Source organism: Aeromicrobium sp. 636 (assembly GCF_024433585.1).
GTDB lineage: Bacteria > Actinomycetota > Actinomycetes > Propionibacteriales > Nocardioidaceae > Aeromicrobium > Aeromicrobium senzhongii.
On record NZ_WNJU01000002.1, the window covers coordinates 230,117 to 255,334 of the forward strand.

Here is a 25,218-nt window from a genome sequence, read left to right on the forward strand (position 1 = left end):
GCGGATACAGCCTAGTCGCGGGTCCCGACAGGCTGCCCCGAGACGGGCGGCGCGGCGGCCGTCTCGCGGCGCCGTCGCTACGGTGGCCCCATGGACCGCGTGCGGGGGGTGGGCCTCACGGTCGCCGGTTTCGTGGTGGCGATCGCGCTCACGACCCTGCTGGTGCGGATCGATCCGGCCTCGGAGCTGCCGGGCCTGACCCAGGCGGCCCCGCGTGAGATCCCGGTCGCCGTCGTGGGCCCGGAGCCCCAGGCCACGACGATGCGCGATGCGCTCAACGGCCCGGTCGACCAACCGCTCGCCGCGCGGCTGAGCCCGTCGCGCAAGGCCGCCGAGGCCAGCCTGCGGGACCGGTCCGTCAGCGGTGTCCTGCTGCTGGGCCGCGGGGACCGACACGTCCTGTGGGTGGCCAGCGCCGCCGGCCGCGCCGAGGCCGACGAGGTGCGCTCCACGGTCGAGGAGATCCTCGCCGTCAGCGGGCAGACCGTGCGCGTGAGTGATCGGATCCCCACGAGCGCGCGCGACCCGCAGGGAGTCGGTCCCTTCCGGCTCGCCATGGGGTGGGCGCTGCTCGGCGTCGCGTTCGCGGGGCTGCTGGGACTGGTCTTCGGAGCCCGCTCGGCCGGGCCCCGTCTGGTGCTGCTGCGTTTCGCCGTGCTGGCCGGAGGGGCTGCGGTGGCCGGCGTCGGCGGCGCGTTCCTCAGCGACGTGGTGATCGACCGCTTCGACGCGCCCTTCTGGTCCCTCGCGGCTCTGGGCGCGCTGGTCGTCCTGGGCGTCGGTGCGGTCGCCCTCGCGCTGATCGCGTGGTTCGGCGGCCTCGGTCTGGGCCTGGGCATCGCGGGACTCGTGCTGGGGATCCCCGGCGCGATCGGCGCGTGGCCGTTGACCCCGATGCCCGTGGTGTGGCCGACGCTGCTGGCCTGGCTGCCGCCGGGCGCGGCGACGTGGGGCACCCGCGACCTGGCCTACTTCGACGGTGAGGGTGTCGAGCGCGTCGTGCTGATGTTCATGCTCTGGACGATGATCGGCCTGGCCGCCACCACGGTCGCCGCCACGGAGGCCGAGTCCCGCCCGGGTCTGCTGAGCGTCCATCCCTCACTGCGCCGCCGCCCCGTCGTCGCCGCTCTCGGGGCGCTGTTCCTCGCCGGCGTGCTCGTCGTGACGCCCGCGGCGCCGGCCTTCACGACGTCGGCCCCTCAGCCGTCGGTGACGGTGACCTGCGCGCCCGTGACGCTGCCGCGGAACGTCGAGGAGCTCAACCAGCGGATCGAGACGGTCGACGACATCGCGGGCTTCGTGGGCGGGGACGTGGGTGCCAGCACGGCGTTGGCCGACGGGCGCGAGCTCTTCGTCTTCGGCGACACGGTCCGCCGGCCCGACTACGACAGCACCACGATGGTGCGCAACTCGATGCTCGTGCTCGGCGACGGGTGTGCCGGGCTCGTCCAGCGCCGCAACCGCGGTGCGCTGATCCCCGACCGTCCCGACGGCGTCGGCTACTGGCCGATGTCGATCGCGTCGGTGGAGCTCGACGGGCACGACCTCGTCGGCGTGATGGCGCAGCGCGTCGAGCAGACCGGCGACGACGGCCCGTTCGCCTTCCGCAACCTCGGCCCGGCCGTCGCGATCTTCGACGTCGAGTCGGGGCAGGGGCCGGTGCTGCAGCGCGTCGTGGACCTCGGCAAGGACGACCCCGACCCGTCCCGCCCGACGTGGGGCGCGGCAGGGACGGTGGTGGGGGACACCGTCTACCTCTACGGCACCAGCCGGTCGTCCGAGAACGGCTTCGGCTGGGCCGTCTCGGTGGCCCGGGCCAGGCTGACCGACATCACCGACCAGTCGACGTGGCGGTACTGGGACGGCAGCCGCTGGCAGCGCGACGAGGACCGTGCCGCCACGCTCATCGACCAGCGAGACGGCGTCTCGCAGACGTTCTCGGTCTTCCGCGAGGGCGACTCCTGGTACGCGCTCAGCAAGCAGTCGGACTTCGTCGGCACCGACCTGGTCCTGTGGAAGGCCCCGAGCCCGACCGGCCCGTTCACGGCCCTGCCGCCCGTCGCCAAGATCCCCTCGACCAGCTCGGAGCTGCGGTACATGCCGCTGGCCCATCCGGACCTCTTCCCCGAGCCCGGGACGATGGTCGTCTCGGTCAGCCGGAACACGACCGACGGCGACGTCCAGGCCGATCCGAGCCTCTACCGGCCCGAGTTCCTGCGCATCGACCTGCCCTGATCGGCCGGAGTCTGTCCGGCGGTTCGCTCAGATCAGTCGTCGGTCGCTCGCCCAGCGGGTCAGCTCGTGGCGGCTCGAGAGCTGCAGCTTGCGCAGGACGCTCGAGACGTGGGTCTCGACGGTCTTGACCGAGATGAACAGCTCCTTCGCCACCTCCTTGTAGGCGTAGCCGCGGGCGATGAGCCGCATGACCTCGCGCTCGCGGTCGGTGAGGCGGTCGAGGTCCTCGTCGACCTGGGCGATCTCGATGGTCCCGGCGAAGGCGTCGAGCACGAAGCCGGCCAGCCGAGGGCTGAAGACGGCGTCGCCACCGGCCACGCGGTCGATCGCGTCGAGCAGCTCGTCGGCGGAGATGTTCTTCGTGACGTAGCCGCGCGCGCCGGCGCGGATGACCCCGATGACGTCCTCGGCGGCGTCGCTGACCGAGAGCGCCAGGAAGGTGCTGCCCGCACCGGCGCGCCGCAGGATCTCGGTGCCGCCGCCCCCGGGCAGGTGGACGTCGAGCAGGACGACGTCGGGCCGCAGCGCGGCGATGGCCTCGACGGCGGTGTCGACGTCCTCGGCCTCACCCACGACCTCGACCCGGCCGCTGCCGAGCCGCTCGAGTTCGGCCCGCACGCCCGTGCGGAACATCGCGTGGTCGTCGACCACCAGGACGGACAGGACGGTCATGAGGTCTCCTTGTCGCCCGACACGGGCATGGTCAGCGCCACCTCGGTGCCCCCGTCCGGCGTGCTGCGGACGCGAGCCGTGCCGCCGTGGCGCTCGGCGCGGCCGATGATCGAGTTCCGGATGCCCAGACGGTCCTCGGCGATCGTATCGGGGTCGAACCCCGTGCCGCGGTCGCGCACGAAGACCTCGAGCCGGGCGCCCTCGCCGGCGGGGACCCGCTCGGCGTAGACGTCGACGCGCTCGGCCCCGGAGTGCTTGGCGGCGTTCACCACGGCCTCGCCGGTGGCGGCCAGCAGGGCGCGAACGGCGTCGTCCAGCACCGCGTCGCCGACCGTGACCACCTCCACCACGATGCGGTGGTTGGCCTCGGTCTCGCCGGCCATCTCGCGCAGGGCCGCCGCGAACGTCGTGACCTCGCCCTGGCGGCCGTACAACCAGTCGCGCAGCTCGCGCTCCTGGCGCCGGGCCAGGGTGGCCACGGCGGCCGGGTCGTCGGCGTTCTTCTGCAGCAGGGCGAGCGTCTGCAGGACGGAGTCGTGCAGGTGGGCCGCGACGTCGGCGCGCTCCTGGGACCGGATGCGCTCGAGCCGCTCACGACCGAGGTCGGTCCACAGCCCCAGGATCCAGGGTCCGAGGATCAGGCCGATGCCGGCGACGGCGATCACCAGGGCAGACCCGAAGTCGACGGCGGCCGACCAGCCGCGATTCACCGTGAGGACGTAGACGGCGCCGAGGCCGATGAGGGTCACGCCGACCAGCAGGCGCATGACGTAGGCGGGCCCCTCGGTCTGGCGGAGCCAGGCGTTCCAGGTCGCGTCGTCGAACATCCGCCAGACGACGGCGATGCCGGTGACGAACAGCAGTAGGGGCAGCATCCAGCCCTGGAGCCACCCTCCCGCGAGTGCCATGAGGCCCAGGACGCCCAGGCCGATCGCGCCGATCGCGGCGCTCTGGACGATCTCGAGGCGTGACGGGCCGCGACTGCCCGGGCGCAGGCCGCGCCGCCGGGCCGAGGCCAGCCCGGGGGAGTCGGTCGGCGCCTGCAACGGCAGGAACCACCACAGCAGCAGGTAGGCGATGAGGCCGGCACCGTGGATGACGGTGGCGACGACGAACCCGACGCGCACCCACACGACGGGCAGACGCAGGTGCTCCGCGAGGCCGGCGCTGACTCCGGCGACGATGCGACGGTCGGCCGGCCGGTAGGCACGCCGGTAGCCGCCCTGGCCGGAACGGCCCGGAGCGTCGTGCGCGGCGGTCGTCATGGCTCCAGCCTCACACGCGGGCGCGCACGAGCGCCATGAGGTTCGACCCCGGTCCGGGCCGAGCCCGTCTCGGGGGAGGACCAGGGGTTCACCTGATGGCGTCGGGGCCGTGGTGCGCGAGAGGCTGGAGTCATGACAAGTCCCCCTTCCACCTCGTCACTCGAGGGCCTGCGCCGCTCGAACGACGAGAAGATGATCGCCGGTGTCGCGAGCGGCCTCGCGCGCACCTTCGACATCGATCCCGTCATCGTGCGCATCGCCTTCGTCGTGTTGACCCTGATCGGCTTCTCCGGACCGCTGCTCTACCTGGCCGGATGGTTGCTGATCCCGCGCGAGGGGGCCCAGCGCAGCGCGCTGGGCGACGCGTTCGACCTCCAGTCGGACTCCCACGTGCGGACGGTGGGTCTGGTCATCGCCGGTGTCCTGGCGGTCGCCGCGGTCCTCGGCAACCAGGCCTGGGGCAGCCCGTGGATGTGGGTCGGCTGGCTCTGGGTGCTGTTCTGGATCGCCGTGCCCGTCGCGGCCGTCTACTGGTTCGTCGCGGTACGGCCCAGGCAGCGCTCGGCAGCCGCGCCCGTCGTGCCGCCCCCGCCGTACCGGCCGGAGGCCGCCACCGAGCCCACCCGTCCGTCCGCCGCGCCGCCCTCCGGCGCCGCGTTTCCCTCGACCCCCGCAGGAGAGAACGACATGACCTCACCCATCGCCACGGACGAGGAGGCGACCGCCGTCCCGGGCGAGTCCGGGCCGCCCCCCAGCGCGCCACCGGGACAGCCGACGAGCGTGGTGCCACCCCGTCCCCCGCGGGAGAAGTGGTCGCCGGCCCTGCTGCTGGTCACCCTGTCCGCCATCGTCGCGGCGATGGGCGCGCTGGGACTGTGGTCCGTCATCCAGGAGCCCGTGGACGTCGCCGTCTATCCGGCGGTCGCCCTGGCGATCGTCGCGGTCGGCCTCTTCGTCGGGACCCGTATCGGGCACCCGGGCGCCCTGGTCCTCGTCGGTCTGCTGATCCTGCCGGTCCTCGCCGCGGCATCCTTCGTGCCGAACTTCAGCGCCGGTGACGTCGACCTGCGTCCGACCACGGCCGCCGCGGTTCCCGAACAGGTCGAGCTGGGCTTCGGCGAGGTGAGTGTCGACCTCACCGCGGTGCAGGATCCCGCCGCACTCGCCGGTCGTCGGCTCGAGGTCGACCACGGCATGGGGGAGACCACCGTGGTCGTGCCCCGTGACCTGGACGTCGCCGTGGAGGCGTCGTTGACCGCAGGTGGCGAGATCGACGTCTTCGACGAGGTCCGCCAAGGTCGCAACCCCCGTCTCGACCGGCCCTCCGACGCCCCCGGGGCCCTGGTCATCGAGATTCGTGGAACGGCGGGCGAGATCACGGTGGTGCGACGATGAACACCCATCCGCTGCGCTGGGACGCGCTCGTCTTCGGCGTCCTGTTCGCCCTCGTCGTGGCCGGCTGGGCCGCGCTGACCTACGACGTGGTGAGCGTCGACGACCTGGCGATCGCCGGTCCCGTGGCTCTCATCATCGCCGGCGTCGCCGGCATCGCACTGACCCTCAGGAGGAAGCCATGACCCCACCCACCCCCGCGCCCAAGCGGCTCACCAAGAGCTCGACCGACAAGTGGATCGGCGGCGTCTGTGGCGGGCTGGCGCAGTACACCGGAGTGGACGCGAACCTGATCCGGCTCATCACCGTGGTGTTGGTCGTGGTCGGCGTCGGCACGACGTTGCTGGTCTACCTCGCGGCATGGCTGCTGATGCCCTCGGACGTCACGAACCAGCCGTACCCGCCGCCGCCCGCGCCGACAGATGGGCCGACCGCGCCGCCACCGCCGTCCGTGTGAAGTCCGAGAACACCCCGTCGACCCCGGCGGCGTAGAAGGCCAGCAGCTCGGCCGTCGCGTCGCCGGGGTCGGCCACGTTCTCGCTCGTGCGCCACTGGACGGGCAGGAAGTTGTTCTCGTTGCGCATCGTCCAGATGTGCACGAACAGGCCCGTCGCGTGCGCGTCGCGGACGAGGTCGGTCTCGCCGAGCAGGTTCTGGTGCCGGTCGCGCGCGATGACCAGGCTCTTGTTCGGCCCGATGCCCTGGGCGTACTCGGCGATCTTCGCCAGCTCCTGCGGGGCGGTCAGCGCCGCGTAGTCACGCGGGTCGAAGGCCGCGACGAGGTCGTACGGGCCGCCCTTGCGCTCCATGAGCTGCACCAGCGGGAGCGGCGTGCGGTCGGCGAGGGCCTTGAGGTTCGCCGTCTCCATCGACTGGATGACGACCTTGGCGCCCGGCCGGTTCAGTCCACGGCGCTCCAGCACCTCCATCAACCGGTCGTTCAGGTCCAGGCCCAACCGGCTGAAGTACGTCGGATGCTTGGTCTCGACGTAGACGCCCACCGGCTCGGCGTCCGGGCCGCGGCGCGCGTTCTCGGTCTCGGCGATGTCGATGACCTCGTCGAGCGTCAGGATCTGCTCACGGCCGTTCAGGGGCAGGTTCTGCGGGCGCAGCTGGGGCAGCCGCTCCCGCGTGCGCAAGGTCTTGATCTCCTCGAGGGTGAAGTCCTCGGTGAACCAGCCCGTGAGCGGTACGCCGTCGATGAACTTCGTCGTGCGCAGGTGGGCGAACTCCGGTCGCTCGGCGACGTCGGTGGTCCCGCCGATCTCGTTCTCGTGGCGCACCACGAGGACGCCGTCCTGAGTGGCCACGACGTCGGGCTCGATGTAGTCGGCACCCTGCTCGATCCCCAGCAGGTAGGAGGGGCGGGTGTGCTCGAGTCGCGAACCCGGCACCCCGCGGTGCGCGATGACGACGGGCTCGTCCACGAGCGATGCGGTCACCCGATCCAGCGTAGTGCGGGCGACCGGCTCACGACACGATGCGCACGGCGCCGCTGCGGCGGGGATCGGCGGCTGCGACGAGGGTGCCCTCGGCCGTGAGCATGGTCCCGGAGACACCGCCGAAGTACATCGTCAGGTCGTCGGGGTCCTCGACCTTGATCTCCTCCTGCGCGGTTCCGGGGCGGTGCAGGTGAACCCGAGGGTGATCGATCGCCTCCTGCAGCGTGAGCCCGTCCTCGACCAGCCCCGTCAGGGCCTGGACGATCGCCGTCGTGATGCGGTCGGCGCCCGGTGACCCGATGGCCAGGACGCCTCCGTCGACGTGGCGGCCGACCGTCGGAGCCATGTTGGAGAGCAGGCGCGAGCCCGGCGGGAGGCCGTGGAGGCCGCGCGGGTTCAGCTCCTGCTCACCGAGGCAGTTGTTGAGCCAGATCCCGGTGCCGCGCGCGATCATGCCCGAGCCGTAGCCCGACGAGATCGTGACGGCGCACGCGGTGCCGGAGTCGTCGGTCGTCGAGACGTGTGCCGTGGACCCGGACTCGAGGGCCCCGAGACCGTCGCGGTCGACCAGGTCCAGGAACGCGGCGGCATCGCGCTCGAGGTCCTCCGTGTGGTCGAAGACCCGCAGCCGCTCGCCGAGCACCCGCCGCTGGACGCGCAGCAGGTGGTCGCGATCCTGCAGACCGTGGCCGGCCATGAGGCGCAGCATCGCGGCGACACAGACACCGCCGACGGCGGGCGGTGGGTTCGTGGCGAGCGTCCAGCCCTCCATGCGCGCGGTGAGCGACGGCCGCACGACCGGCGTGTACTCGGCCAGGTCCTCGGGTCCGAGGATGCCACCGCGATCGAGCACGTCCTGGGCGATCGCGCGACCGAGGTCGCCGGTGTAGAGCTCCCCCGCTCCGAGACGGGCGATCATGCTGAGCGAGTCGGCCAGGTCGGGGACGACGAGGTCGGTGTCGATGAGGGCGCCGTGCTCGTCGTGGAGTGCGGCGCGGCTGGCGGCGTCCCAGCCGAAGATCGACTCGTGGACGTACTCGAGGTAGTACCGCGACGCGGCGCTCAGTCGGAAGCCGCTGCGAGCGATGTCGATGGCGGGCGCCAGCAGCTCGGCCCAGGGCAGCCGGCCCCACCGGCGGTGCGCCTCGCCGAACGCCGCGATCGCACCGTGCGTCGCGACGGATCCGGCACCGATCGTGAGGACGACACCGCCGCCGTAGACACTCTCGACGTCCCAGGTGCCCTGGCCGAGGTGGCCGGCGGCGGTCCGCCCCGGCATGTCCATCCAGCCGTCGATCGTGACCGGGGCCGAGCCGTCGGGAGGCTGGATCGTCAGGAACCCGCCGGCGCTGGGCGAGACCAGCCCGACCTCGTTGACCATGGCGACGAAGGCCGCGGTGATCGCGGCGTCGATCGCGTTCCCGCCCGCGCGCACGATCGCCTCCGCAGCGTCTGCGGCGGCGACGTTGGGGGCGGCGATCGCGACGCTGGTCACGGGCTCAGGCTACGGCTCCGGGGCGTTCGCGGCTCGGGACGGGATTCAGGCCCCGACCCGGTAGGTCAGGTGGGCGAACTGGCCGCGCTGCTCGACGCCGCTCAGGTGCAGCCGGTCCGCGCCGAGTCGTCGCGGCAGCAGGGGCTGCCCGGCGCCCAGGGTGACCGGGGCGACGCTGACCTGGATCTCGTCGAGGGAGCCGGCGTCGGCGAACTGGCCCACGAGGTCGCCACCGCCCATGAGCCACACGTCGCGGTCGCCCGCGCGGGCGCGGATGGCCTCCAGCTGGTCCTCGACGGCGCCCGAGACGACAGTCAGGTCGGCACCGTCCGGGACGGGCAGGTCGCGCGAGGTGAACAGGAAGGCCGGCTTGCCCGAGATCGCGTCGGTCCACGCCGCGGGGTCCTGCAGCGCGCCGGTCTCGCGCAGCAGCCACTCGTAGGTCGACGAGCCCAGCACGGTGACCCCGATGCCCTCGAGGAACGTGCCGAAGTGGTCGGCGTGCTCGGGCGCGTCCGGCGTGCCGCCCGCGACGTCGAACAACCACGTCAGCGAGTGGTCGGGGTCGGCCAGGAAGCCGTCGAGCGTCGCGGCCGTGTTGAAGACGAAGCGGGTCATGCCCGCATCCTGCGGGTGGTCGTGACCCGACCGCAAGGGCGCGGAGGGTGCGCGAGGTGACGGGACTCGCATCGCCGTCGCGGAATGCGCGGCACCGTCGAGGACTTGGAACGAAGGTGACGACCGAGAGCGAGCCGACGACCCGTCCGCGCCACGTGGTGCTGGCCATCCTGGCGTTGGCGCTGGGTGGTTTCGCGATCGGGACGACCGAGTTCGTGACGATGGGCCTGCTGCCCGACGTGGCCGCCTCCATCGGCGAGGACATCCCGACGACCGGCCACATCATCTCGTCGTACGCGCTGGGCGTCGTCGTGGGCGCACCGCTGATCGTGGCTCTCGGCGCCCGGATGCCCAAGCGCGCGCTGCTGCTGTGGCTGGTCGCAGGGCTGGCCCTCGGGAACGCCCTGACCGCCCTGGCGAGCGGATACGTCCCCGTCCTGCTCGCCAGGTTCGTCGCCGGGCTGCCGCACGGCGCGTACTTCGGCGTGGCCTCGCTCGTGGCCGCCTCCCTCGTGCCTCCGGGCCGTCGAGGCCGGGCGATCAGCATGGTGATGATGGGCCTCTCGGTGGCCACCGTCGTGGGCGTCCCCGCGAGCACGTGGCTGGGCCAGGCCGTGTCCTGGCGGGCCGCCTACTGGATGGTGGTGGCGATCGCCGCCGCTGCCGCCGTGCTGGTCGTGGCCTTCGTGCCGGTCGTGCCGGGCGACCCGAAGGCCACCATCCGCAGCGAGCTGTTCGCGCTGCGCGAGCCGGCCGTCATCGCGGCGTTCCTGACCGGCGTCGTCGGCTTCGGCGGCGTGTTCGCGATGTACAGCTACGTCGCGCCGATCGTGACCGACGTCGTCGACCTGCCCGCCGGCACGATCCCGGTCTTCCTGCTGGCCTTCGGGCTGGGCTCCGTCAGTGGCACCTGGGCCGCCGGTCGCCTCGCCGACTGGGACAACGTCCGTCAGATCGTGGGCGGCCTCGTGGCCAGCGTGGTCGTCCTGCTGGTCTTCCACGAGTTCGTGCACCTCGCGGTGGCGGCGCTCGTGGGCGTGTTCCTCGTCGGGGCGCTGGGCAGTGTGATCGCCGTGGGCCTGCAGATCCGGCTGATGACCGCCGCGGGCGACGCGCAGATGCTCGGTGCCGCGCTGAACCACGCGAGCCTCAACATCGCGAACGGCCTCGGAGCCTGGCTCGGCGGCCTCGTCATCGCCGCCGGAGCAGGCTACGCCGCCCCGGCGCTCGTCGGCGCCGCGTTGGCCGGGGCGGGCCTCGTGGTCTTCCTGGTCGGCCTGCGCTGGGCACCCGTGCGCTGAGCCGGCCCGGTCAGTACCGGCCGGCTCCGGCCGACGGCGCCAGCCACACGTGCTGGCCCTGCTTGAGCCCCAGCGACAGGGCCTGGGCACGGGTCAGCGAGACCTGCACCGGGTCCGGGTACCGCGGGTCCGTGGGCGTGACCTCGAGGCGCACCTCGAAGCCGACCCGCGTCCAGCGCGTGATCGGGCCGTCCACGACCGACGCCGTCTCGAGGGGGGAGACGTCGATGTCGTGCGGCCGGATCGTGCGGTCGCCGAGCCGCGTGACCGGGCCGAGGAAGCCCAGCACGAAGTCGTTGGCGGGCGTGTCGTACAGGTCGTCGGGCGAGCCCACCTGCTCGACGCGGCCCTCGTTGATGACGACGATCGAGTCGGCCACCTCGAGCGCCTCCTCCTGGTCGTGCGTGACGAACACCGTCGTCACGTGCACCTCGTCGTGGAGTCGGCGCAACCAGTCGCGCAGCTCCTTGCGCACCTTCGCGTCCAGGGCGCCGAACGGCTCGTCGAGCAGCAGGACGCTGGGCTCGATCGCCAGGGCGCGGGCCAGGGCCATGCGCTGGCGCTGGCCGCCCGAGAGCTGGGAGGGCAGCCGGTCGGCGAACTGGCTCAGGTGCACCAGCTCGAGCAGCTCGTCGACCTTGGCCTTGATCTCGGCCTTGGGACGCTTGCGGATCTCGAGGCCGAACGCGACGTTCCGGGCCACGGTGAGGTGCTTGAACGCGGCGTAGTGCTGGAACACGAAGCCGACGTTGCGCTGCTGCGCGGGCATGTGGGTGGTGTCGCGGCCCTCGATCACGACCGTGCCCGCGTCGGCCGTGTCGAGACCCGCGACGATGCGCAGCAGGGTCGACTTGCCGCCGCCGCTGGGGCCCAGCAGCGCCGTGAGCTGGCCGGTCGGGATCTTGAGGTCGACGTCCTCGAGCGCGACGAAGTCGCCGAAGCGCTTCGTGACGCCGGTGATCTCGATGCTCATGGGTTCTCCTGGTCGGTGCTGTGGGAGGGACGGAGGATCGCGACGACGACGATGGCGGCGACCGCGATCAGGGCCAGCAGGAAGCTCGTCGCGTAGGCGGCGCCCTGCTCGAAGTCCTGGTACTTCTGCTCGACGACGAGCGTGGCCGTCTGGGTCTTGCCGATCAGGTTGCCCGAGATGATCTTGACGGCGCCGAACTCGCCCAGGGCGCGGGCCAGGCTCAGGACGACGCCGTAGACGACGGCCCAGCGGATCGACGGCAGGGTGATGCGCCAGAAGGTCTGCCAGCCGCCGGCGCCCAGGCTCTGGGCGGCGAGCTCCTGGTCGGTGCCGATCTCCTGCAGCACCGGCACGATCTCGCGCACGACGAGCGGCAGGCTGATGAACGCGGTCGCCAGGATCATGCCCGGTGGGGCGTACGCCACCTGGAGTCCGGCGTCCTTCAGGGCGGGGCCGAACAGGCCCTCGGTGCTGCCGTACGCCAACAGCAGCGCGAGGCCCACGACGACCGGCGAGACCGACAGCGGCAGGTCGACCAGGACCGAGAGGAGGCGGCGCCCGGGGAACTCGACGCGGACCAGCAGCAGCGAGATGCCGATGCCGAAGACGGTGTTGAGCACGACGGCCCAGGCGGCCACGTAGACCGTCATCTGCAAGGCGATGACCACGTTCGGATCGCTCAGCGCGGCACGCATGTTCTCGAGGCCGCCGTCGAACGTGTGCAGCACGACCAGGCTCAGCGGCCAGATGACCAGCAGGAAGAGGTAGCCGATCACCAGGGCCCGGCGCACGTAGGTGCCGCTGGTGCGGGGGGAGTTCAGTCGTCGACTAGACACGTTGCGACACCCTCCGGGAGAGGACCTCGAGGGCGGCGATCGCCACCAGCGCCACGACCAGCATGATCACCGCGACGGAGGCGGCGGCGGCCTCGTTGCCGTTCTCGATGTAGGTCAGGATGCGCACCGAGGCGACCTCGGTCTTGAGCGGGAGGTTGCCCGACAGCAGGACCAGTGAGCCGTACTCGCTGATGCCGCGGGCGAACGACAGGGCGGCGCCGGCGGTGATCGCGGGGGCCAGTGCCGGAAGGATGATGCGCCGCACCGTCGTGGCGCGGCTGGCGCCCAGCGACATGGCGGCCTGCTCGACCTCCGGGTCGAGCTCCATCAGGACGGGCTCGACCGTGCGCACCACGAACGGCAGCGTCACGAACAGCAGCGCCAGGAACACCGACCAGCGGGTGTTGGCCACGTCGATGCCCAGCGGGCTGGTGGGGCCGTACAGGCTCAGCAGCACGAGGCCGGCGACGATCGTGGGCAGCGCGAAGGGGATGTCGATGACGACCTCCAGGGCGCGCTTGCCCCAGAAGTCGTCGCGCACGAGCACCCACGCGATCAGGGTGCCCATGACGACGTTGACGGCGCTGACGGCCATCGCCTCGAGCACCGTCAGCCGCAGCGCCGCAGCGGTCTGCGGGTTCTGCAGCACCGAGGAGAACGTGGACCAGCCGCCCTCGGCCGCGGTGATGACCACCAGGCACAGCGGGATCAGCACCAGCAGGCTGAACCACACCAGGGCGACACCCAGGCCCAGCCCCGACGAGCGGGTCAGGGTGCTCCTGCGAGCCCGACGCTTGCGCGGCGGGCTCGCAGGGGTGTCGAGCAGGTCGACGGTCATGACTTGCCGGACTCCGCCAGCAGCTTCGTGATGATGCCCTGGTCCTCGTCGAAGTACTCGGCGTTGATCTTCTCCCAGCCACCGAGGTCGCCGTCGATCGTGTACAGCTTCGCGGGGGTGGGGAACGGGTTGGCCGGGTCGTTCGCGCCCTCGACCTCGCCGACCTCGACGCCATCGACCGAGCTCAGCGGGCGGAAGCCCTTGGAGACGTACTCCTTCTGGCCCTCGGGCGTCAGCACGAACTCGAGGAACTTCTTCGCCGCGGGATCGGCGTCCTTCGTGACGGCCGCCGGGTTCTCGATGAGCAGCGTGTCGTCGGGGACGACGTAGTCGATCTTCTCGCCCAGCTGGCGAGCCAGGATCGCCTCGTTCTCGTAGGAGATGAGGACGTCGCCCGTGCCGCCCTGGAAGGCGGTGGTCGCGTCGCGGCCCGAGCCCGGCAGCGCCTTGACGTTGGCGAACAGCTTGCCGAGGAACTTCTCGGCGTCGGCCTGGCTGCCGCCCTGGCCGATCACGTGCTGCCACGCGGCGAGGACGTTCCAGCGGGCGGCGCCGGAGGAGCCGGGGTTGGGGGTGACGATGCCGACGCCCGGCTTGATCAGGTCGTCCCAGCCGCTGATCTTCTTCGGGTTGCCCTCACGCACGACGAGCACGACGACCGAGTCGGTGACGATGCCCTGGTTGGGGCCGGCGTTCCAGTCCTCGGCGACGAGGCCCTTCTCGACCAGCCGCGTGACGTCCGGGGTGACGGAGAAGTGGACGTAGTCGGCGGGCAGGCCGCCGGCCACGGCGCGGCTCTGGTCGCCCGAGGCGCCGTAGGACTCCTTCCACGTGACGCCCTCGCCGGCGTCGGTCGCGCCGAACGCCTTCTGGGCGGCGTTGTTGCCGGCCTTGGGCACGGCGAAGCCGACGAGGTCGAGCTCGGTGCCTTCGCCGGAGTCGTCACCGGAGGAGGGGGCGCAGCTGGCGAGCAGTGCGGCCGAGAGCAGCAGTCCGAGAGCGGTCAGGGGGCGGGGGCGGGTGAGCCGAGTCATCGGCGTTCTCCTGTCGTGTGGGGCACCAGGTGGTGCGTCGAGAAGTCACGCTAGGGCGCGGCGCCGCGATTGTGGACGTTGTTCATATTGTGGACCATCTAACTCGACAATGGGTGGTCCGGTGGGCCCGGGCGAGGCGAGCGGTGACCGGCAGACCCGGTAGTTTGGTGCCGTGACGGACTCGACGATCATCTACACGCACACCGACGAGGCTCCCGCCCTCGCCACCTACTCCTTCCTGCCGATCATCGAGGCGTATGCCTCGAAGGCCGGCGTCAAGGTCGAGACCCGGGACATCTCGCTCGCCGGCCGCCTCATCGCGGCCGTCAGCGACCTGTTGCCCGAGAGCCAGCGAGCGGCCGACGCCCTCGCCGAGCTCGGCGACCTGGCGCAGCGCCCCGAGGCGAACATCGTGAAGTTGCCGAACGTCTCGGCCTCGGTCCCGCAGCTCAAGGCGGCGATCGACGAGCTGCGCGCGCAGGGCTACGACATGCCGGAGTACCCCGAGGACCCCCAGACCGACGAGGAGCGCGACATCCGCGCTCGCTACGACAAGGTCAAGGGCTCGGCCGTGAACCCGGTCCTGCGCGAGGGCAACTCCGACCGCCGCGCGCCGGCCTCGGTCAAGAACTACGCCAAGAACCACCCGCACCGCATGGGTGCCTGGTCGGCCGACTCCAAGACCTCGGTCGCCACGATGGGCGTCGACGACTTCCGGGCCAACGAGAAGTCCGTGGTCCTCGAGGCCGACGACGACCTGCGCGTCGAGCTGGTGGGCGACGACGGCACCACGACCGTGCTCAAGGAGTCGATCCCGGTCCTGGCCGGCGAGATCGTCGACGCGACGAGCATGAACGTCGCCGCCCTGCGCGAGTTCCTGACCGCCCAGGTCGCCCAGGCCAAGGCCGACGGCGTCCTGTTCTCGGTGCACCTCAAGGCCACGATGATGAAGGTCTCCGACCCGATCATCTTCGGCCACGTGGTCCGCGCCTTCTTCCCGAAGACGTTCGCCGAGTACGGCGCCGCGCTGGCCGAGGCGGGCCTGACCCCCAACGACGGACTCGGCGGCATCCTCGCCGGACTCGACGCGGTGCCGAACGGCGCCGACATCAAGGCCTCCTTCGAGGCCGAGCTGGCCGAGGGCCCGAGCCTGGCGATGGTCGACTCCGACAAGGGCATCACCAACCTGCACGTCCCGAGCGACGTCATCGTCGACGCGTCGATGCCGGCCATGATCCGCACGTCGGGGCACATGTGGGGCCCGGACGGCCAGGAGGCCGACACCCTCGCGGTCATCCCCGACAGCTCGTACGCCGGCGTCTACCAGGTCGTCATCGACGACTGCAAGGCCAACGGCGCCTTCGACCCGTCCACGATGGGCTCGGTCCCGAACGTGGGCCTCATGGCGCAGAAGGCCGAGGAGTACGGCTCGCACGACAAGACGTTCGAGATCCCCGCGACCGGCACGGTCCGCGTGGTCAACTCCGCCGGCGACGTGCTGATCGAGCACGCCGTCGCGCAGGGCGACATCTGGCGCGCCTGCCAGACCAAGGACATCCCCGTCCGCGACTGGGTGAAGCTGGCCGTCAACCGCGCCCGTGCCTCGGGCGACCCGGCGGTGTTCTGGCTCGACGAGACCCGCGCCCACGACGCCAACCTGATCGCCAAGGTCAACGAGTACCTGGGCGACCACGACACCGAGGGTCTGGACATCCGCATCATGTCGCCCGTCGAGGCCACCGCGCTCTCGGTCGAGCGTCTGCGTCAGGGCCTGGACACGATCAGCGTCACCGGCAACGTGCTGCGTGACTACAACACCGACCTGTTCCCGATCCTCGAGCTCGGCACCAGCGCCAAGATGCTGTCGGTCGTGCCGCTGATCAACGGCGGTGGCCTGTTCGAGACCGGCGCCGGCGGCTCGGCGCCCAAGCACGTGCAGCAGCTCCTCAAGGAGGACTACCTGCGCTGGGACTCCCTCGGTGAGTTCTTCGCGCTCGTCCCGAGCCTCGAGCAGTACGCCACGACGACGGGCAACGCCCAGGCGAAGGTCCTGGCCGACGCCCTCGATCGCGCCACCGCCACGTTCCTCGAGAACGACCGGTCGCCGGGCCGCAAGCTCGGCACGATCGACAACCGCGGCAGCCACTTCTACCTGGCGCTCTACTGGGCCCAGGAGCTCGCGCAGCAGAGTGACGACGCCGCGCTGGCCGAGGCGTTCGCGCCGCTGGCCGAGAAGCTGGCCGCCGAGGAGCAGACGATCGTCGACGAGCTGCTCGCGGTGCAGGGCCAGCCGGTCGACCTGGGCGGCTACTACCAGCCCGACCCGGAGAAGGCCGCGAAGGTCATGCGACCCAGCACGACCTTCAACGAGGCGCTCGCCGCCTTCTGAGTCACGCCCACGACGGCGGCCGACCCCCTCGGGGTCGGCCGCCGTCGTCGTTCAGCGCTCGGCGTGACGGGGAGCTGCGTGACTGGGGGCGGCGAAGAACTGCACGACCACCAGACCGACGACGAACGCCAGTGCGGGGACGATGATGGCCTCGGACATGGCGTCGGAGAACGGGCCGGCCAGCTGGGACGGCAGGCTCCCGCCGGCGGCTCCTGAGCCCTGCCCGGCGTCGGTGGCCTGGGGCACGTGCACCGCGAGCCGGCCGGCGATGGCCGCGGCGATCGCGGCGGAGCCCAGGACGGCGCCCACCTGGCGGGTGGTGTTGTAGACGCCCGATCCCGCACCGGCCGACGACAGGGGCAGGTTGCGCGTGGCGGTGGAGGCCAGCGGCGCCCACAAGAACGCGTTGCCGAAGCCGAGCAGCGCGTTGAGCGCCAGCAGCTGCCACAGCGGGGTGTCGGGTGCGATGACCCAGGCCGTGCCCAGCAGCGCGATCGCGGACGTGCCGAAGCCGACGGAGGCCAGCCGCCGCGGGGGCAGCCGGTCGCTCATCTTGCCGACCATCGGCGCCATCGCAGCGGTGACCAGGGCCATGGGGACGAACAGCAGGCCCGCCTGGGTGGCGTCGTAGCCCAACACGGTCTGGGTCCACAGCATGAACGGGAACGCCATCGCGGTCACCGAGAACGACACCGTCGAGATCGCCACGTTCGAGACCGAGAAGTTGCGGTCGCGGAACAGGCTCAGCGGCACGAGCGGCTCGCTGCGGTTGCGCGCCTGCCACGTCACGAAGACCGCCAGCACGACCAGGCCGGTCGCGATGAGCAGCGGCACCGACAGCCAGCCGGAGATGGTGCCCCAGTCGTACCGCTCACCCTCCTGGATGCCGAAGACGATGAGGAACATCGCCACCGCGCTCAGGGCGACGCCGAGCCAGTCGAACCGGTGGGTGTGGGTCTCGAGCCGGGGCACGAGGCGCCAGGCGAGCACGAACCCGACCAGGCCGACCGGCACGTTGATGATGAAGATCCACTCCCAGCCCGCGTTGTCCACGAGCACGCCGCCCAGCACGGGGCCGACGAGCGTCGCCACGCCGGCGGTCGCGCCCCACAGCGCCATCGCCCGGCCGCGGCTGTGCGCGGGGAACGTGCGGGTGATGACCGCCATGGTCTGCGGCGTCATCATCGAGGCGCCGAAGCCCTGGACGACGCGCGCGAGGATGAGCGACTCCACCGAGTCCGTCAGGCCGCACCACAGGGACGAGGCCGTGAAGACCACGAGTCCGGTGAGGTAGACCCGCTTCGGGCCGAAACGATCGCCCAGGCGGCCGGTGATCAGCAGCGGCACGGCGTAGGCCAGCAGGTACGCGCTGGTGACCCAGATGACCGAGTTGTAGTCCGTCGCGAGGTCGTCGCGGATGGCCGGCGTCGCGACCGACACGATGGTGGAGTCGACCAGGATCATGAAGAAGCCGATGACCATGGCCCACAGCGCCGGCCAGGGGTTCTCCGGCAGGGTTCGGGTGGGGGAGGAGGCAGAACTCACCCGGGGAATCTACGCCTGCTTCAGCGCAACCGCTCGTAGAGGTGGTGATCGGTCAGCGTGCCGTCGGCCAGCCGGGCCGTGCCGTGCTCGGTGCCGTACTGCGTGAAGCCCAGCGCGTCGGCGATCCGGCGGCTGGGCGTGTTCCCCTCCGCGGCGACGAGGCTGAGCCGCCGGCGGTCGAGACCGTCCGGATCGAAGGCGTAGTCCACGACGGCGCGCGCGGCCTCGGTCATGATGCCCTGACCACGCGAGTCCGGGTGGGTCCAGTAGCCGATCTCTCCGAGTCCGCCGGTGGGGTCGTCGAGCGCCAGCAGGCGGATCGTGCCGAGCAGCCGGTCGTCGGTGTCCGCGACCGCCCAGGTCTCGTGATGTCCGACGGCCGCCTGCCACCACGAGTCGTGGACGTACCAGAGCGCGTCCGACTCGCGGTAGGGCTCCGGCATGCTCGACAGGAAGTGCCGGGTGCTCGGGTCGGCGCAGGCCTCGACGATGCGGGGGACGTCGGTCGTCGCGAGCGGGCGCAACGTCAACCGCTCGGTGGTCAGCGTCGACTCGCGCCAGGTGGTGCGGGGGACCGGCGCGTCCCCGAACCGCAGCGACCCGGTCCAGGCGTCGAGGATCCGGCCCCGCTCGAGCAGCGCGTCCGGTTGCGTGCCGTGGAGCCGGAAGCCGAGGGTGTGGGCCACGCGCAGGCTGGCCAGGTTGCCGACGTGGGCGCGCCACACGATGGTCTCCTTGCCGGCCTCGACGAACGCGTGGTCGATCGCGAGGCGGGCCGCGTCCACGGCCAACGACCGGCCGCGCGCGTCCGGGTGCAGTGCGTAGCCGATGTCGGCCAGCGCGCCCTTGCCCCGGATGTCGACGTTGCCCACGTAGCGACCCTCGTGCTCGATCGCCCAGCACAGGGACGTGCCGCTGTCCCAGCCGTGCGGGACCAGCTCCATCGCGTACTTCTCGGTCGCGCTGCGCGGATTCGGCACGGGGACCGCGGTCCAGCGGGCCATGTCGGGGTCGTTGGCCATCTCGTTCATCCGGTCCAGATCGGCCGGGGTGTGGGCGCGCAGCGTGACGACACCGTCGGTGAGGACGGGGACGTTGAGGGGCCAGGCGCCGACGCTCACCGGATTCCGGCCCGGAACGGATCGGCCGGGTAGACCCCGAGGACCTTGATCTCGGTGGTGAAGAACTGCAGCTCCTCGAGCGCGCGCGCCAGGCCGGGCTCGTCGGGGTGTCCGTCGACCTCCGCCAGGAACATCGTGGCGGCGAACTCGCCGCCGACCATGTAGCTCTCGAGCTTGGTCATGTTGATGCCGTTGGTGGCGAAGCCGCCGAGCGCCTTGTAGAGCGCAGCCGGCAGGTTGCGCACGTTGAAGATGAAGCTGGTGACGACCGGGCCGTTGTCGGCGGGCGCGCGCACGTCGTCGCGCGACAGCAGCACGAAGCGGGTGGTGTTGTGGGCCTCGTCCTCGATGTCGGCGGCGAGGATCTCGAGGCCGTAGATGCCGGCCGCCAGTGGGGGAGCGATCGCAGCGGACGTGATGTCGCTGGCCTCGGAGATCTCGCGCGCGGCACCGGCGGTGTCACCCGAGATCAGCGGGGTCCAGCCGTGCTCGCGGATGATGCGACGGCACTGGCCCAGGGCGTGCACGTGGCTGTGCACGGTCTTGATCGACTCGAGCGTCGTTCCCGGGGTGCCCATGAGGGCGAACTTGATCGGCAGGAAGTGCTCGCCGACGATGTGCAGCCCACTGGTGGGCAGGAAGTGGTGGATGTCGGCCACCCGGCCGGCCAGCGAGTTGTCGATCGGGATCATCGCCAGATCGCACTGCCCCGAGCTGACGGCCGCGAAGGCGTCCTCGAACGAGGCGCAGGGCACCGCCTCGGCGTCGGGGTGGTGGAGGTCGATGACCAGGTGGGAGTTCGAGCCGGGCTCTCCCTGGTAGGCAATCCGTGTCACCGGCTCAGCGTAACGGCGACCTCGCTCGCGGTGACCTTCCGCGGTGCGATGGTGGGGCCATGACGGCCATCGAACTGCAGTCGGTATCGAAGTCGTTCGGCGCGGTGCGGGCCCTGGACCGTTTCGACATGGTGGTCCGGACCGGGGAGGTGCACGGCTTCCTGGGGCCCAACGGCTCGGGCAAGTCGACCTCGATGCGCGTGCTGTTGGGACTGCTGCGCGCCGATGCGGGGACGGTGCGGCTGCTCGGTGGCGACCCCTGGACGGACGCCGCCGGGCTGCACCGCCGCCTGGCCTACGTCCCCGGCGAGGTGAGTCTGTGGGCCAATCTGACCGGCGGCGAGGTGATCGACGTCCTCGGCCGGATGCGGGGCGGACTGGACGAGCGCCGGCGGTCCGACCTCATCGAGCGCTTCGGTCTCGATCCGTCGCGGCGGTGCGGGACCTACTCGAAGGGCAACCGCCAGAAGGTCGCCCTGGTGGCCGCGCTGGCTGCTCCGGCCGAGCTGTACCTGTTCGACGAGCCGACGGCGGGACTCGATCCACTCAAGGAGGCCGAGTTCCAGCGTTGCGTCCACGAGCTGCGGGCGGAGGGGGCCACGATCCTGCTCTCGAGCCACATCATGGCCGAGGTGGAGGCGCTGGCCGACCGGGTGACGATCATCCGGCAGGGGCGTTCGGTGCTGACCAGCACGTTGGACGACCTGCGCACCCACACGCGCACGACGGTTCGCGCCGAGACGACCCGCCCGGCCGACGGGATCGACGCACTTCCGGGCGTGCACCACGTCCACCATGACGGGGGACGACTCCAGATGGAGGTCGACAGTGCGCAGATCGGGGCCGTGATGGGTCGGCTCTCCGCGTGGGGACTCGTCGCGCTGGAGGCCCATCCACCGACCCTGGAGGAGCTGTTCCTCCGCGAGTACGAGGACGAGGAACGGACGTGAGCGCGCACCTCACGGACGCGGTCGTCGGTACCGGGCCACTGACCCGCCTCGTGCTGCGTCGCGACCGGGTCCGGCTGCCGCTGTGGCTGATCGGGATCACCGTCCTCACGGGGGTCTCGGCCCGGGCCGTCGCGGCGCTCTACGACACGCCCGCCGAGCGGGCCGGTTACGCCGCGACGGTCCAGGACAGCGCGGTCTCGCGCCTGTTCGGGGGCGTGCCGCGCGGCGTCGACACGATCGGCGGGATCCTCGCCTTCGAGATCGGCTCGGTGGCGAGCGTGACGGTGGCGCTCATGGCCGTCTTCCTTGTCGTGCGACACACCCGTAGCGAGGAGGAGTCGGGCCGGGCCGAGCTCGTTCGCAGCACGGTCACGGGACGGTACGCGGCCCTGCTGTCCACGGTGGTGGTCTCCCTGGCCGCCTGTGTCGCGGCGGCGGCGCTCGTCGCCGGGATCATGGCCCTGTCGGGGGCCGATCCCGGACCGTCGGTGCTGTTCGGGTGCGGCGTGGGCGGTGTCGGGCTCGTCTTCACGTCGCTGACCGCGGTCGCCGTCCAGGTGGCCGCGAGCACGCGCCGTGCCCTGGGCATCGCCCTGGCGGCGCTGTTGGCGTTCTTCCTGCTGCGCGGCTACGGCGCGCTGGACGGGACCTGGTGGACCTGGACGTCGCCCTTCGGATGGCAGGACGAGCTGCGGCCGTTCGGGGACGGGGCCAGATGGTGGCCCCTGGCGCTCTCGCTCGCCGGGACGGTCGTGGCCCTGCTCGTGGCGGCCTGGCTGGCCGCACACCGTGACTTCGGGGCGGGACTGGTCGCCGAGCGGGCGGGACCCGCACGCGCGCGGGCATGGCTCGCGACGCCGTGGGGGCTGGCACTGCGCGAGCAGCGAGGGCTGATGGCCGCCTGGGCCGCCGGGCTCGTCGTCACGGCGGCGGTGTTCGGCGCCGTGGGCAACGAGGTCCGCGAGCTCGTCGAGAGCAACGCTGCAGTCGCCTCGATCCTGGGTGGCACCGACGACGTGGTGCTGGGCTACCTGTCGTATGTCGTGACGTTCCTGGGTGTCCTCGTCTCGGCGTTCGCCGTGGCGTCGGCCCTGAGGCTGCGCCACGGCGAGGTGGCCGGACAGGCGCAGACGGTGTTGGCGGCGGGCGTCTCCCGCGACCGATGGGCGTGGTCGGCGATCGCGGTCACGGTGGCGGGGGTCGTGGGGGTGGCCGCCGTCGTCGCGCTGACCTTCGGGGTGTTCCACGCCCTCGTCACCGGCGAGGTCGACATGATCCCGCGACTCTGGCGTGCCGTGATGGCGACCGTCCCCGCGATGCTGCTGCTCGCGTCGGTGGTCGTGGCCCTGCACGGGTGGCTGCCCCGGTGGACGCTGCTGGCGTGGGCGGGACCGATGTGGGCGTTCATCCAGGCGTACCTGGGAGACCTGCTCGACCTGCCCGGATGGATCGCGGGACTGTCGCCCTTCGAGCACCTCCCGGCCCTGCCGACCGAGTCGTTCGAGGCGGGACCGGCGCTGGTGCAGACGGCTGTCGCCGTGGCGCTGACCGTCGTGGGCGTGGCAGGACTGCGCCGCCGCGACCTGTCCTGAGTGCTCAGGGCAGGAGGGCGGCGGCGGGGGAGGGGCGCACGGTGAAGACCGTGGGCGCGGCCCAGCTGCGGTCGGTGAAGGCGGCCTCGACCCGGGCGCGGAGTCCGTCGACCTGCTCAGGGCGCATGAGCGCGATGGCACTGCCGCCGAAGCCGCCACCGGTCATCCGAGCACCCAGTGCCCCACCGGCCAACGCGGCGTCGACCGCGACGTCCAGCTCCTCGGACGAGACGGCGAAGTCGTCGCGCAGGGACTCGTGCGACGAGGTCAGCATCGCGCCGAACTGCGCCCAGTCGCGGCGGCGCAGGGCGGTGACGGCACCGCGGACGCGCGTGGACTCGGTCAGGACGTGGCGGGCCCGCGCCTTGGCGGTCTCGTCGGTCAGCGACAGCAGGCCGTCGAGGCCGATGGACGCCAGGGCGCCCAACCCGAGCTCGCTGGCGATCGCGTCGCACTCGCGCCGTCGCTCGGCGTACTCGCCGGCGGCCAGCTCGTGGTGCACGCCCGTGTCGATGACGGTGAGCACGAGGCCGTCCTCGGCCCAGTCGGCCGGGACGGGCTCGGCGGTGGGCGGGTTCGCGCCGAAGTCGAGGTGCATGGCGTGGCCCTCCTGCGCGAACAGGACGGCGTACTGGTCCATCAGCCCGGTCGGGACCCCGACGTAGTCGTTCTCGGCGCGCTGGGCGACGCGGGCCAGCTCCTCGCGGGGACGCCCGGCGCCGGCCAGGTCGTCCAACGCGAGCGCGACACCGCACGTCAGCGCGGCCGACGACGACAGTCCGGCGCCGACGGGGAGAGTCGACTCGAGGACGAGGTCGGCGCCCGTCACGGTGACACCGGCCTCGCGCAGCGCCCACACCACGCCGGCGGCGTAGGCGGACCAGTCCGACACGTCGCCGGGGCCCGTCTCGACGGGGAAGGAGGCACGCTCGCCGCGGCTCCAGACGTTGACCGTCCCGTCGGTGCGCCGACGCGCCTTGACCAGCAGCGAGCGGTCGATCGCGATGGGCAGGGCGGCCCCGCCGTTGTGGTCCAGATGCTCACCGATCAGGTTGACCCGGCCCGGAACCTGCCAGCGCCGCACGTCGTCCACGCCGCTCACCCTACTCACAGGGGCCACTGGCGCTCACAGGTGCGGCTGGCACAATCGACCCCATGTCACGCCTCCCCCGAGCGTTGTCCGGCGCGCAGCCGACCGCCGATTCGTACCATCTCGGCAACTACATCGGCGCCTTCATGAACTGGGTGGCATTGCAGGACGACTTCGAGGCGTTCTACTTCATCCCCGACCTGCACGCGATCACCGTCGAGTACGACCCGGCGAAGCTGGCCGAGCGCACGTACATCGCCGCCGCCCAGATGCTGGCCGCCGGCGTCGACCCCGCGCGCAGTGCCCTGTTCGTGCAGAGTCACGTGCCCGAGCACACCCAGCTCTCGTGGATCCTCAACGGAGTCACCGGATTCGGCGAGGCCAGCCGGATGACGCAGTTCAAGGACAAGAGCGCCAAGGCCGGCACCGACTTCGCCAGCGTCGGCCTGTTCACGTACCCGATCCTGATGGCCGCCGACATCCTCATCTACCAGGCCGACAAGGTCCCGGTCGGCGAGGACCAGCGCCAGCACGTCGAGTTGGCCCGCAACCTCGCCCAGCGGTTCAACCACCGCTTCGGCGAGACCTTCACCGTCCCCGAGGCGTACATCGTCAAGGAGACCGCGAAGATCTACGACCTGCAGGTGCCGACGAGCAAGATGAGCGGCTCGAACCCGGTGCACACCGGCGTCATCGACCTCACGGACACGCCGAAGCAGGCCGCGAAGAAGATCAAGTCCGCCGTCACCGACTCCGAGACCGAGATCCGGTTCGACCCGTCGGCCAAGCCGGGGGTCTCGAACCTGCTGACGATCTACTCGGTGCTGACCGGTCGCACCATCGACGACATCGTCAAGGAGTACGAGGGCAAGCAGTACGGGCACCTGAAGGTCGACCTGGCCGAGATCGTGGGCGACCTCGTCGGCGAGTTCGGCGCCCGCACCCGTGAACTGCTCGACGACCGTGGTGAGCTGGACCGCATCCTGGCCGCCGGCGCGGCGCGGGCGCGCGAGGTCGCGACGCCCACCCTGGAGCTGGTCTACGACCGCTCCGGCTTCGCCAAGCCGCTGGGTGGACGCCCGTGACCGTGACCGTCGGCGTGTCGATCGCCATTCCCGAGCCCTACGGTCAGGCGTTGCGCGACAAGCGGCGCTCCTTCGGCGACCAGATGGCCGACCGGATCCCGAGCCACATCACGCTCGCACCGCCCCTGGTCGTCGACGAGTCCGGCATGGGCGACCTCGGCGAGGACCTGCGCGAGCTGGCCGAGGTCTTCCGGCCCTTCACGGTCAGCCTGCTGGGCACCGGCACCTTCCGGCCGATCTCGCCGGTGGTGTTCGTGGCCGTCAGCCAGGGGATCGCCCAGATCGAGACCCTGGCCGAGGGGGTGCGCAAGGCGATCGGCGCCCCGGACCCGGAGTTCCCGTTCCACCCGCACGTGACCGTGGCGCACAACGTGCCCGACGAGGCGCTGGACACCGCGCTGGAGGATCTCGTCGACTTCCGGTGCACGTTCGACGTCGACGCGATCCACCTCTACGTCGACGAGCCCGACACCGGCTGGGTGCCGACCTCGTCGTTCCCGCTGGGCTGA

General features: G+C 71.7%; 23 protein-coding genes. 10 read left to right on the top strand and 13 right to left on the bottom strand.

The annotated features are described in order from the left end of the window. The first annotated feature begins 90 nt into the window (after positions 1-90). A complete protein-coding gene (locus tag GL325_RS07715; protein ID WP_187769154.1) occupies positions 91-2,235 on the top strand; it encodes a DUF4185 domain-containing protein in 2,145 nt (714 codons plus the stop codon). A 27-nt stretch (positions 2,236-2,262) separates the two neighbouring features. Here GL325_RS07715 and GL325_RS07720 read toward each other — a convergent pair whose 3' ends face one another. After that, on the bottom strand, positions 2,263-2,907 hold the full coding sequence (locus GL325_RS07720; protein WP_154596571.1) for a response regulator transcription factor: 645 nt from the start codon (positions 2,905-2,907) through the stop codon (positions 2,263-2,265). Further along, a complete protein-coding gene (locus tag GL325_RS07725) occupies positions 2,904-4,172 on the bottom strand; it encodes an ATP-binding protein (RefSeq protein WP_187769155.1) in 1,269 nt (422 codons plus the stop codon). Before GL325_RS07725 ends, GL325_RS07720 begins: the two co-directional genes overlap by 4 nt. Positions 4,173-4,304: 132 nt before the next feature. Here GL325_RS07725 and GL325_RS07730 point away from each other — a divergent pair, with 132 nt between their 5' ends. The 3 genes from GL325_RS07730 to GL325_RS07740 are packed head-to-tail and all read left to right on the top strand — an operon-like array spanning position 4,305 to position 6,021. Then, positions 4,305-5,567: a PspC domain-containing protein gene (locus tag GL325_RS07730; protein ID WP_187769156.1), complete on the top strand. Its 1,263-nt coding sequence runs from the start codon at positions 4,305-4,307 to the stop codon at positions 5,565-5,567. After that, positions 5,564-5,749 (top strand): hypothetical protein, encoded by a 186-nt coding sequence (locus tag GL325_RS07735; RefSeq protein ID WP_154596574.1) that lies wholly within the window; start codon positions 5,564-5,566, stop codon positions 5,747-5,749. Before GL325_RS07730 ends, GL325_RS07735 begins: the two co-directional genes overlap by 4 nt. Next, positions 5,746-6,021: a PspC domain-containing protein gene (locus GL325_RS07740; protein WP_187769157.1), complete on the top strand. Its 276-nt coding sequence runs from the start codon at positions 5,746-5,748 to the stop codon at positions 6,019-6,021. The genes GL325_RS07735 and GL325_RS07740 overlap by 4 nt, the downstream gene beginning before the upstream one ends. Here the strand turns inward: GL325_RS07740 and GL325_RS07745 are convergent. From GL325_RS07745 to GL325_RS07755, 3 genes are read right to left on the bottom strand one after another with little or no spacing between them, the layout of a single operon-like run. Next, positions 5,948-7,006, bottom strand: coding sequence for a glycerophosphodiester phosphodiesterase (locus tag GL325_RS07745; protein WP_255955805.1), 1,059 nt, complete (start codon positions 7,004-7,006; stop codon positions 5,948-5,950). The two genes, GL325_RS07740 and GL325_RS07745, sit on opposite strands and share 74 nt — an antisense overlap. A 28-nt stretch (positions 7,007-7,034) precedes the next feature. Continuing rightward, the gene (locus GL325_RS07750) at positions 7,035-8,501 is read right to left on the bottom strand and encodes a gamma-glutamyltransferase (RefSeq protein WP_187769158.1); all 1,467 of its coding nucleotides are present in this window, start codon (positions 8,499-8,501) and stop codon (positions 7,035-7,037) included. A gap of 45 nt (positions 8,502-8,546) precedes the next feature. Beyond that, on the bottom strand, positions 8,547-9,119 hold the full coding sequence (locus tag GL325_RS07755) for a dihydrofolate reductase family protein (RefSeq protein WP_187769159.1): 573 nt from the start codon (positions 9,117-9,119) through the stop codon (positions 8,547-8,549). A gap of 116 nt (positions 9,120-9,235) precedes the next feature. Between GL325_RS07755 and GL325_RS07760 the strand changes: the two genes are divergently transcribed. Then, entirely contained in the window at positions 9,236-10,420 is a 1,185-nt protein-coding gene (locus GL325_RS07760) for an MFS transporter (protein WP_255467054.1), read from the top strand. A 10-nt stretch (positions 10,421-10,430) separates the two neighbouring features. Here GL325_RS07760 and GL325_RS07765 read toward each other — a convergent pair whose 3' ends face one another. From GL325_RS07765 to GL325_RS07780, 4 genes are read right to left on the bottom strand one after another with little or no spacing between them, the layout of a single operon-like run. Then, on the bottom strand, positions 10,431-11,393 hold the full coding sequence (locus GL325_RS07765) for a sulfate/molybdate ABC transporter ATP-binding protein (protein WP_187769160.1): 963 nt from the start codon (positions 11,391-11,393) through the stop codon (positions 10,431-10,433). Continuing rightward, entirely contained in the window at positions 11,390-12,229 is an 840-nt protein-coding gene (locus tag GL325_RS07770; RefSeq protein ID WP_187769161.1) for a sulfate ABC transporter permease subunit, read from the bottom strand. The genes GL325_RS07765 and GL325_RS07770 overlap by 4 nt, the downstream gene beginning before the upstream one ends. After that, entirely contained in the window at positions 12,222-13,067 is an 846-nt protein-coding gene (gene cysT, locus GL325_RS07775) for a sulfate ABC transporter permease subunit CysT (RefSeq protein ID WP_154596578.1), read from the bottom strand. The genes GL325_RS07770 and cysT overlap by 8 nt, the downstream gene beginning before the upstream one ends. Next, complete coding sequence (locus tag GL325_RS07780; protein ID WP_187769162.1) at positions 13,064-14,101, bottom strand: sulfate ABC transporter substrate-binding protein; 1,038 nt, start codon at positions 14,099-14,101, stop codon at positions 13,064-13,066. The genes cysT and GL325_RS07780 overlap by 4 nt, the downstream gene beginning before the upstream one ends. A gap of 172 nt (positions 14,102-14,273) precedes the next feature. Here GL325_RS07780 and GL325_RS07785 point away from each other — a divergent pair, with 172 nt between their 5' ends. Beyond that, positions 14,274-16,490, top strand: a complete 2,217-nt coding sequence (locus tag GL325_RS07785) for an NADP-dependent isocitrate dehydrogenase (protein ID WP_187411542.1) — start codon at positions 14,274-14,276, stop codon at positions 16,488-16,490. 51 nt (positions 16,491-16,541) lie between these two features. Here GL325_RS07785 and GL325_RS07790 read toward each other — a convergent pair whose 3' ends face one another. The 3 genes from GL325_RS07790 to GL325_RS07800 are packed head-to-tail and all read right to left on the bottom strand — an operon-like array spanning position 16,542 to position 19,992. Next, the gene (locus GL325_RS07790; protein WP_308209236.1) at positions 16,542-18,035 is read right to left on the bottom strand and encodes a DHA2 family efflux MFS transporter permease subunit; all 1,494 of its coding nucleotides are present in this window, start codon (positions 18,033-18,035) and stop codon (positions 16,542-16,544) included. A gap of 20 nt (positions 18,036-18,055) precedes the next feature. Beyond that, positions 18,056-19,156, bottom strand: a complete 1,101-nt coding sequence (locus tag GL325_RS07795) for a GNAT family N-acetyltransferase (protein ID WP_187769163.1) — start codon at positions 19,154-19,156, stop codon at positions 18,056-18,058. Beyond that, complete coding sequence (locus GL325_RS07800) at positions 19,153-19,992, bottom strand: prephenate dehydratase (protein ID WP_187769164.1); 840 nt, start codon at positions 19,990-19,992, stop codon at positions 19,153-19,155. The genes GL325_RS07795 and GL325_RS07800 overlap by 4 nt, the downstream gene beginning before the upstream one ends. Positions 19,993-20,051: 59 nt before the next feature. Between GL325_RS07800 and GL325_RS07805 the strand changes: the two genes are divergently transcribed. Both GL325_RS07805 and GL325_RS07810 read left to right on the top strand, forming a co-directional pair. After that, positions 20,052-20,942, top strand: coding sequence for an ABC transporter ATP-binding protein (locus GL325_RS07805; RefSeq protein ID WP_187769165.1), 891 nt, complete (start codon positions 20,052-20,054; stop codon positions 20,940-20,942). Continuing rightward, entirely contained in the window at positions 20,939-22,534 is a 1,596-nt protein-coding gene (locus GL325_RS07810) for an ABC transporter permease (RefSeq protein ID WP_187769166.1), read from the top strand. The genes GL325_RS07805 and GL325_RS07810 overlap by 4 nt, the downstream gene beginning before the upstream one ends. Positions 22,535-22,538: 4 nt before the next feature. Here GL325_RS07810 and galK read toward each other — a convergent pair whose 3' ends face one another. Further along, positions 22,539-23,627, bottom strand: coding sequence for a galactokinase (gene galK, locus GL325_RS07815; protein WP_187769167.1), 1,089 nt, complete (start codon positions 23,625-23,627; stop codon positions 22,539-22,541). Positions 23,628-23,689: 62 nt separating this feature from the next. Between galK and trpS the strand changes: the two genes are divergently transcribed. Together trpS and GL325_RS07825 are read left to right on the top strand one after the other, a co-directional pair. Then, complete coding sequence (trpS, locus tag GL325_RS07820) at positions 23,690-24,709, top strand: tryptophan--tRNA ligase (protein WP_154596584.1); 1,020 nt, start codon at positions 23,690-23,692, stop codon at positions 24,707-24,709. After that, entirely contained in the window at positions 24,706-25,218 is a 513-nt protein-coding gene (locus GL325_RS07825; protein ID WP_255467053.1) for a 2'-5' RNA ligase family protein, read from the top strand. The genes trpS and GL325_RS07825 overlap by 4 nt, the downstream gene beginning before the upstream one ends.